This window comes from Mycobacterium sp. NGS11, assembly GCF_059813315.1.
The window spans coordinates 1-8,202 of sequence record NZ_JCALEJ010000049.1 but is presented as its reverse complement, the minus strand read 5'-3'; the positions used below and the strand labels follow the sequence as shown (position 1 = coordinate 8,202).

Genomic DNA, 8,202 nt, shown 5'->3' with positions numbered 1-8,202 from the left:
CCTCCCTATGCAAGGCGTTCGCGCTGCAAAAGGGTCAGCCTCGCTGCCTAGGCGCGGCCGCATGTACCGAATCAGGATCGCTGACCAGGAAGCGGATGAGCGGGACGGCGTCGGTGGGGGCGGTGCCGTCCATCACCGTGGCGGCGTCGGGTGAGTTTTTGGCGATCTTCGACGGGGGATGATCGGCTTCAGCACGGCTGAGCCCGACGGGTCACCACCGTAACGGCCGTCCCGCTAGTCCTCGGGTCGGCAAAGCGCCCTTTCCACGAGTTGGCGCAGCATTCGGGTCATGGCCACCATCTCTGGGTAAGTCCGGACGTAGCCCGCGTACACCCCCACGCCGCAACCCACGACGAGCAACGGTTCGACCATTGCCGATGCATCAATATCCGCAGCGAGTTCGCCGCGCTCAATCGCGTCGTTGACGAAGCGTGTCAATACTTTCCGAATGATCCAAAGGGGATCGTTTTCGGTGCCAACCAATTCGGGATGGCGCTGCGATTCGAGTAGGCTAGTGACTAAAAACGCAGACCCGGCGGAAGTTTCCGAACCGGCTCTCATCGCCGCGGAGATGAACGCCATCAGGCGAGCCACCAGCGAATTCTCGATGTCCGCATGTTTAACACCGGCTCCGATGACGCATTCGTTGGTCTCAACCAGCACTTCCTGATACAACGCTCGCTTGCTCGAGAAGTAGTGGTTGATCGCCGGCCGGCTCAGGTCGGCGCGCGCGGCGATGTCTTGGAGCGTCGCGCCGTCGTAGCCGCGTGCGCTAAACACCAAACGAGCAGCTCGGATAATTCGCTGGCGCGCGGCGCCGGCCGTCGCGGCAGGCGGGCGGCCCGGTCTGCGATTACCCTTTTGCGGCGCCATTTCAGTGTGTCATTTGCCGCGGTGCGGCATTAGCGGTTTTGGCGGCATGATGCCAAGTGCGGGTCGTCGCCTCGATCATTCCATGCGAATGCTCATCGATTCCACGCGAGTGTTCAACAAAAGCGGCAGTGGAATACCGGCTCGCGAATCGGCTGCGCCCCGCGAAGCCAATCACCACTGGCCGATATTGCTTGCGCCCTGGATGAGCCTGACTGGGATCTGCGCCGCGTGATGCTGCATCACCGGGATCTGCTTGATGACCAGATCGGCGTCGGCGCAGGATTGCGTCGAGAGCTGTCCCGGATGCTGACTGTGCTCGCACGCGAAAACCCTCCCACCACAAAAGCTCGTCGCCCACTCTATGCGGGAATGCCCATTTATGGGTTGATTGTGTTATCCCCTACCTGGCGGCCCCAGACGTATTCGATCGCATACGGCGATCCAGTGTCCAGGTGGTTGTACGGTGCAAGGCTGTTGCCGGAGTCCATCACCAACTCCGGTGCGGGCCACAAGTCGTGGGTGATCGGCTGCCAGCACCCCGGGGCTCCCCCGGGCCCACCGCGGGCGTTCACCCGCGGCAAGTTCTCGGGGTAGATGTAGGGGTTGGGCGCCCCACCGACCACCCCGGCGACACCGCCCACCAGCGAAGCGATGACGGGCGCCGCGGACACCGGGTTCGCGATCAGTCCCAGCCCGGAGAGCACCTCGGTGTCCATGTTTAACGAGTAGCCGTTGAAGCCTCCTTCGGAGGCACCCGTGATGGGCACGATGTCGTGGTAGTTGCGCAGGGCGCAGAACAGTTCGGGGCTGTAGGTGTCCAGTAGCTGGGCCGCGGGCACCAGGTCGGCGGCGCCTCGCGCCAGATACGGCCCACCCTTGTTGAACAACTCCGCACCCGTGTTGCCGAACCCGGCCGCCGCCAACAACGCCTGATCCAGATCCTTCTGCTGGGCATTGATGGTGCGCGAGGTGATCACCGCGTTGTTCACGAAGTCGAACAAATCCGGCGCAGCGTTCGCATAGGTATCCCCCAGCGCCGCCAACCGCGCAATATCCCTGCGCGCCTGCGGCATCTGCGGATTCACATCATCCAACAACGCATTGGCGTTGGTCACCGACTGACCGAACTTCTCCCCCAACCCCGTCAACGACTGCGCCGCCGCGCTCAACGTCAAATTCAGCTTGACCGGATCAACCTTCTCCGCGATCGAGGTGATCGTCTGAAACAAGGTATTGATCTCGGTGGTCACCGACCGCGCATCGATCACCGTGTGCGACGAAATCTTCTGCGGCGACGGATTGGCCGGGGTCGTCAACGCCACATACTTACCACCGAACACCGTCGTCGCCTTGATATCGGCATTCACATTCGACGGAATCAACGCCAAATACCGCGGACACACCTCCAAGGTGAACTTCGCCGCCGGCTTCCCATCACGCACCGTCTCCGCGATCTTGCCCACCCGGCCGATCTCCACCCCGTTATAGGTCACCTTCGAACCCGGATCCATCAGCAGCCCGGCGCGGGTGGCGATCATGGTCAGCTGCGTCTTTTCGGTGAAGGCACCGCGGAATTGCCCGTACACCAAGGCCAAAATCAGCGCGAAAACGAGCAACACGGCCACGGCGATCCATTTATACGGCGGGGTCCGCGGGGCGTTGGTCTGAGTCCTAACCAACAGCACGTAACGCCCTTGGCGCGCAGGTGGTTTGACGATGGCGATGCACCATCGTCGAAACCTTGTCAGTTTCATGAGCGGCGTAGGCGAAATGCCAGCCGGGAGGTTAGTCTGATCGGCTCCTCGCGCAAGTGGTCATACATTTCGCGGTTCATCAGGTCGTCGTCTAGGTATGAGCAGGAGCGAGGCGGGTAATGACGTGGACGCACGCGGCCTTGCTCGACCGGCGGCGGTCGGTGCGCGCCACTGGTAATCGCGCGGCAGGTGCGCTTGAAATCCCGAACCGCACGCGTCCACACGTGAGGCTTGGTTGGCGCAAGCAGCACACTCATCGCAGACCACCGCTCTCCGTCTGCGCGATTTCGCTCGCACAACTGGGAAAGTTCGTTCGACAGCCAGACGACATGGCATGTAGTGGCAGCATCGGGGAGCTTGTGAACCAGGGATCGTTCGACCGGTTGCCTGACATGAATTCTCCCCCGGGCGCAAAGACGAATATGGATAAAGGACTAATAGTAGCGCTACACTACTACTAGTAGCGCTACACCACTACCAGTAGTGTTAGTTGCGTTTCGGACGGGTCAATCGCCCGATGCAGGCACGACTCGGTGGACCAGGTACGGGCGGGGCTTACGGTGACTACATGGAGCGCGACGCCCTTGAATTCCCCGTCGACGACGATGACGACGTCGACCCACGCCGGCTACGCTCACGGACCCGGCTATTGGATGCGGCCACCACACTCCTCAGCGCCGGCGGCATCGAAGCCGTCACCATCGACGCGGTCACCAAAGCCTCCAAAGTCGCGCGCACGACCCTGTATCGCCACTTCAGCAGCTCCACTCAACTGCTGGCTGCCACATTTGAACGGCTGCTGCCGCAAGTCCACCCTCCGCCGGGGACGGGACCGTTGCGCGACCAACTCATCGAACTGTTGAGCCGACAAGCCACGCTGTTCCAGGAGGCACCGCTGCACGTCACCACACTGGCCTGGGTCGCGCTTGGCCCAACACCGAACAGCACCCAGGAAACCTACGATCGGCACGCGCTGCGGACACGAATCGTCGACCAGTATCGCCAGCCGTTCGATCGCCTTTTGCAAAGCCCCAAAGCCCGCGCCGACCTCGATGAATTCGACCCGCAGCTGATCCTGTGTCAACTCGTGGGGCCACTCGCGTTCGCTCGACTCACCGGCCTGCGTGCCATCGATCGTCAAGACTGTGAGCGCATCGTCGATGACTTCCTTGCCGCGCACCGCCGCCATGCCGATGAGCCCGCAACGTAGGCCTCCGCAAACCAGCTTCCCGCAGCAGCCGCTCCGGCTACCCGAGTATGGCCAATTCGCCGACCACGAGATCGGCAACGACAGATAGCCCCGGAGGAGACCTGGACGGGTGGTCGCCACGCACCTGCGTCCCGCCGCTGTGCGGAAACGCGTACTGAACCGCGGGCTGACCGCGAACCAATCCGGTAGCGACTGCCGTTTGCACCAGGCGCGCGGCGGTCGGGAATTGGGGCCATATCGGCGCCGATGCGGCCAGGATCAGCTGTGCGCCGAGCCGTCCGGCGCCGGCGATCTCGTCGAGACTCTCGATCGCCGGAAGCGTCTGTCGGGCGGCCATGGTGTCGTCGACGATGATCTGGCCTGGCCCGCCGCCGGCCGCGCTCGCGTTGGTGTCGCCGCTGTGGCTGCCACGTCGGTCAGGACGCTCAGTTGGTCGTCGATACGAGTGGTTAGGGTTCGATCTACGCGCTGAGGGTGTCAATCGGGTGAGCAAGCATCCGGCTCCGCTCCGCGTGGTGGTCATCGAAATCGGCCGGTCAAGGCCTCGACCACGGCGCCGTGTTCGACCCGCACCCGGCGGCGGGCCAGATCAGCGAGTTGTCCGGCGTCGCGCTCGCCAGCGATCAACACCTCAAGCATGTGGCGAACCGAGACGGTGTCTAGTTTCGACGCGCCACCGCCGACACTTTAATCAACGCGTCCTCGAGGATCAACGCGTCCTCGAGCAGCTTCTCGAGCCGCTCCCAGTAGCGGGCGCGTTCGCCGGTCAGGTCGACCCGTAGCTGGGTGTCATCGTGCAGCCGCCGCGCCGGTGCCGGCGGCACGCACGATGGCCGCAGCACGCCCTTCTCGGTGAACGTGACCAGCCACACCGCGTCCAACTTGTCGTTGTTCCCGTCGCGGACGTTGACCAGCCTGCTCGGATTTCACTTCGCTTGTCCTCCCATCACATCTATATTTCATGGGGGAGGTTGCTGGGGCCTCGGTCGAGGAACCGAAATTCTGACCTGGCTGCTCGAAGCAACAGTGCGTGACCCTCCCAGGTCGGGCGCGCGCCATACTAAACCACAGGCCCACAAACAAACCAGAGTGAAACGGCGTCGGTGGGCAACCCGACCACATTTTCACGCCTGCGAGGCGTCGCCGAAGGCAATCAGGGGCTAAACCCCCTTACCCAGTGGGTCAGGTGAGGCTGGGAATGATGAAGTCAACGACGAGCGCTTGCACGGTGCGACGGCCGGGGGGTCGGCTAGAGATGATGGACCGGAACATTAGGTAGCCGGGCAGTAGGTCCCAAAGTTCGTCGTCGATGGCGGCGCCCGCGATATCACCTCGGTCAACGGCCTGCTTGAGGATATGCTGGATCAAGGCTTTCCACTGCTCGAGGAACTGATGCCGTATCGCCTCGTTGAGCGCGGCGTTACGCGACACCTCGACAAGCACCGCGCGGATGGTGCTAGCGTGCTGGCGGGCCTGTTGGCTCACCAACTCCCCAAGTTCCAGCAAATCCCCCCGCAGTGTGCCGGTATCGGGCGGGACCACGACCTGGCGGGTCCCCTCGATGAACGCGGCCAATACCAGTTCGGCTTTCGATGGCCATCGCCGGTACACCGTCGCCTTGCTGGCGCGGGCGGTGGCCGCCACCGCGTCCACCGTCAACCGGTCATACCCATGTTGCTGTAGCAGGCACAACGTCACCGCAAGCAACTCGGCCTCCCGCGGCGACCACGGTGCGCCCTCCGTGGGGTGATCGGCAATCCGGGACACGGCGCCCACGATAGAACCGTCGCCGTAGTACAGTCCAGTACCGTACCGTCTAGCGGCTAAAACGTGGTCAGCTGCAGCCTCGTGTGACCCATTCGATTCTCAATGGGTTTGTCAAGCCGCTGCGGCGGTTGGGATTTGGTAGGTGGTGTAGTCGCGCAGCGTGGCCCACAGGACGTTGAGGCGTCGGCGGGCCAGGGCTAGGACGGCTTGTCGGTGGTGTTTGCCCTCAGCGCGTTTGCGTTCGTAGTAGGCGCGAGACGCCGGAGATATTGTCAAAACCTGTGGATGGGGGTGTTTCAGGCGACCTCCGTTTCGTGTGATTCGTCGGGTTCTGCTGGTGTGATGTCGATGGGCCGTTCGAGGAGTTTCCCTTTGTGGAAGACGGCGCCGTTGCGGACGAGGGCGACCAGGTGTGGTGCGTTGACCGCGCGCCAGCGGGTCTGTGCAGCCTCGATGAGCTTGTAGGCCATCGCCAGGCCGGCTGCGCGGGATCCGGGTCCTTTGGTGACCTTCGTTCTCAAACGTACTGTGGCGAAAGTGCTTTCGATGGTTATCTTGAGTCGCTCGCCGGTTCGGTGTGCAGACCTGGTGATTCGTGTCGTAGACGGTGTGCAAGACGTGTCGACGGGCGTTGTTGGTGGTGGATTTAGCAGGGGCCGATTGTTATCGGATCGCGACGTGTTCGGGGTGGGGTGTCGCGGAGCTGGCCGAGGGCGTGGGCGAGTTGGCGGCGCAGGCGCTGGTTCTCGTCGGCGAGTTCACGGTTGCGGCGCAGCGCAATGTCGAGGCGTTGGCGCAGAGAGTCGTCGGTGGCGCGCTGCCGGGCCGGTGTCGTGGTGGCGTGTCGGGGCTGGTTGCGGGCGCGCAGTCGCCGGATCTCGTCTTTGAGGTCGGTTTGAGTGTAGAGCCAGGAGCGGGAGACGCCGGCGTAGTCGGCAACGGATTCGAAAGTGATCTTCGCTCCGGCGCGGTCAAGTTCGTGCAGGGCGGCGATGGCTTTGGCGCGGGTAAGTTCGTGGCGCTGTTTGGCGGCGGTGCTGAGGTGAAGGCTGTTGTCAGAGCGCATGTTCGGTGGTCTCCGGGGTTTCGAGGGCGACGATTATGGTGTCGAGATTGGTGAGCACGGTGCGGTTCATCTCGGCCAGGCGTCCGTGGCCGCGGGCTTCGGCAGCGGTGATCAGCTCGAGAGTCTGTTGCCGCTGCGCGTGGTGCTGGGGCAGGAATTCGCTGGTCGTGAGGAACATCGGGCAGGTCAAACACGCATTGGCGTGCGGGCAGGACCGTTGCATCGGTAGCCCGCAGTAGCCGTTGGGCAGGGCCTGGGTGGCCTGGGCGAGGCGTTGTTTGGCCCAGGCCGCGTCGGCGAGCGGCCCGCCGGGCTCGTAAGTGACTGCGCGGCCGGTGATGTCGACCTTGCGGGCGGCTTCCCAATGTCGACGCACGGTGTCGTCGTGGAGGGTCCGTCCGATTAACGGTGTAAGCGGCATTTTCGGTTAGGTGGTTTCGCTTCCCGGCATGCGGTCGGCGAAGGTGATCGCGAAGGCGTTCAGTGCTGGTTTCCAGCGCATGGTCCATCGCTTCTGGCCGGTCCCGGTCGGGTCCAGTGACCGGGTGACCAAGTATAGGCATTTGAGGGCTGCTTGCTCGGTCGGAAAGTGCCCGCGGACCCGGATGGCGCGGCGGTAGCGGGCATTCAAGGATTCGATGGCGTTGGTCGAACAGATCACTTTCCTTATCTCGGTGTCGTAGTCCAGGAACGGGATGAATTCGCTCCAGGCGTTGCGCCACAACCGAATTGCCGCCGGATATCGGTGCCCCCACTCGGCGTCGAAGGCGTCCAGCGCCTCGGCGGCCGCGGTGGCGTTAACCGCGGTGTAGATCGGTTTGAGGGCGCGGGCGATGGCGTCGCGGTGCTGGCGCCCGGCATAGCGGAACGTGCCGCGGATCAGATGGATGATGCAGGTCTGTACCACGGTGTCGGGGAACACCGCGCTCACCGAGGCCGGTAGGCCTTTGAGGCCGTCGCAGACCAGGAAGAAGATGTCGGCTACCCCACGGTTGCGCAGCTCGGTGAGCACGGCCAGCCAGTATTTGGCTGATTCGCCGTCACCTTCACCGGCCCACATGCCCAGCACGTCACGGTGGCCGGCCAGATCCACCCCGATGGCCGCGTAGACCGGCCGCGGGCCGACCTGCCCGTCGCGGATCTTGACATGCAGGGCATCAATGAACACCGCGGCATACACGCGTTCCAGCGGGCGGGTGTGCCAGGCCGTCATCTCCTCCACAACGCGGTCGGTGATCCGACTGATGGTGTCCTTGGACACCGACGCACCGTAGATGTCGGCGAAATGGGCGCTGATCTCCCCGGTGGTCAACCCACGGGCATACAGCGAGAGCACCACCTCATCGACGTCGGTCAGGCGTCGCTGACGTTTCTGGACGATGTGCGGCTCGAAGGTGCCCGCTCGATCGCGCGGGACGTTAATCTCAATAGACCCGCACGCATCGGGCAGCACCTTCTTGGCGCGGGTTCCGTTGCGGGAGTTGCCGCTTCCATACCCGGCCGGATCGTGGCGGTCATAGCCCAGGTGCTCG

At 63.5% G+C, this 8,202-nt stretch carries 9 protein-coding genes and 3 pseudogenes; 2 read left to right on the top strand and 10 right to left on the bottom strand.

Features of this window, described 5'->3' with window-relative positions; all coding sequences use genetic code 11:
• A partial coding sequence (locus AC5Y4T_RS25835; RefSeq protein WP_499956107.1) for a hypothetical protein occupies positions 1-182 on the top strand: 182 nt, incomplete at its 5' end.
• 52 nt (positions 183-234) lie between these two features.
• Here AC5Y4T_RS25835 and AC5Y4T_RS25830 read toward each other — a convergent pair.
• Together AC5Y4T_RS25830 and AC5Y4T_RS25825 are read right to left on the bottom strand one after the other, a co-directional pair.
• On the bottom strand, positions 235-873 hold the full coding sequence (locus AC5Y4T_RS25830; RefSeq protein ID WP_065121590.1) for a TetR/AcrR family transcriptional regulator: 639 nt from the start codon (positions 871-873) through the stop codon (positions 235-237).
• Between the two features lie 377 nt (positions 874-1,250).
• Positions 1,251-2,555: an MCE family protein gene (locus AC5Y4T_RS25825; protein ID WP_072501487.1), complete on the bottom strand. Its 1,305-nt coding sequence runs from the start codon at positions 2,553-2,555 to the stop codon at positions 1,251-1,253.
• 640 nt (positions 2,556-3,195) lie between these two features.
• Between AC5Y4T_RS25825 and AC5Y4T_RS25820 the strand changes: the two genes are divergently transcribed.
• Entirely contained in the window at positions 3,196-3,837 is a 642-nt protein-coding gene (locus tag AC5Y4T_RS25820) for a TetR/AcrR family transcriptional regulator (protein ID WP_065123600.1), read from the top strand.
• A 37-nt stretch (positions 3,838-3,874) separates the two neighbouring features.
• On the opposite strand, the gene AC5Y4T_RS25815 is transcribed toward AC5Y4T_RS25820, so the two are convergent.
• From AC5Y4T_RS25815 to AC5Y4T_RS25780, 8 genes and pseudogenes are all read right to left on the bottom strand, one after another.
• The gene (locus AC5Y4T_RS25815; RefSeq protein ID WP_065123599.1) at positions 3,875-4,174 is read right to left on the bottom strand and encodes a hypothetical protein; all 300 of its coding nucleotides are present in this window, start codon (positions 4,172-4,174) and stop codon (positions 3,875-3,877) included.
• A 322-nt stretch (positions 4,175-4,496) separates the two neighbouring features.
• Positions 4,497-4,709: a hypothetical protein gene (locus AC5Y4T_RS25810; RefSeq protein ID WP_155772310.1), complete on the bottom strand. Its 213-nt coding sequence runs from the start codon at positions 4,707-4,709 to the stop codon at positions 4,497-4,499.
• A 310-nt stretch (positions 4,710-5,019) separates the two neighbouring features.
• Entirely contained in the window at positions 5,020-5,616 is a 597-nt protein-coding gene (locus AC5Y4T_RS25805) for a TetR/AcrR family transcriptional regulator (RefSeq protein ID WP_095763959.1), read from the bottom strand.
• 99 nt (positions 5,617-5,715) lie between these two features.
• A pseudogene (locus AC5Y4T_RS25800) lies at positions 5,716-5,868 on the bottom strand (IS110 family transposase); the annotation flags it as partial.
• 32 nt (positions 5,869-5,900) lie between these two features.
• Positions 5,901-6,152: pseudogene (locus AC5Y4T_RS25795) on the bottom strand (IS256 family transposase); the annotation flags it as partial.
• Between the two features lie 98 nt (positions 6,153-6,250).
• The gene (locus tag AC5Y4T_RS25790) at positions 6,251-6,670 is read right to left on the bottom strand and encodes a DUF6262 family protein (RefSeq protein WP_065123596.1); all 420 of its coding nucleotides are present in this window, start codon (positions 6,668-6,670) and stop codon (positions 6,251-6,253) included.
• A pseudogene (locus AC5Y4T_RS25785) lies at positions 6,660-7,061 on the bottom strand (tyrosine-type recombinase/integrase); the annotation flags it as partial. The gene AC5Y4T_RS25790 and the pseudogene AC5Y4T_RS25785, both read right to left, overlap by 11 nt.
• A 36-nt stretch (positions 7,062-7,097) precedes the next feature.
• A partial coding sequence (locus AC5Y4T_RS25780) for an IS256 family transposase (RefSeq protein ID WP_499956103.1) occupies positions 7,098-8,202 on the bottom strand: 1,105 nt, incomplete at its 5' end.

What these genes read in the sequence shown, in the direction of transcription:
- AC5Y4T_RS25830 (WP_065121590.1), bottom strand. Translation starts at nt 873, where the DNA reads ATGGCGCCGCAAAAGGGTAATCGCAGACCGGGCCGCCCGCCTGCCGCG.
- AC5Y4T_RS25820 (WP_065123600.1), top strand. Translation starts at nt 3,196, where the DNA reads ATGGAGCGCGACGCCCTTGAATTCCCCGTCGACGACGATGACGACGTC.
- AC5Y4T_RS25815 (WP_065123599.1), bottom strand. Translation starts at nt 4,174, where the DNA reads ATGGCCGCCCGACAGACGCTTCCGGCGATCGAGAGTCTCGACGAGATC.
- AC5Y4T_RS25790 (WP_065123596.1), bottom strand. Translation starts at nt 6,670, where the DNA reads ATGCGCTCTGACAACAGCCTTCACCTCAGCACCGCCGCCAAACAGCGC.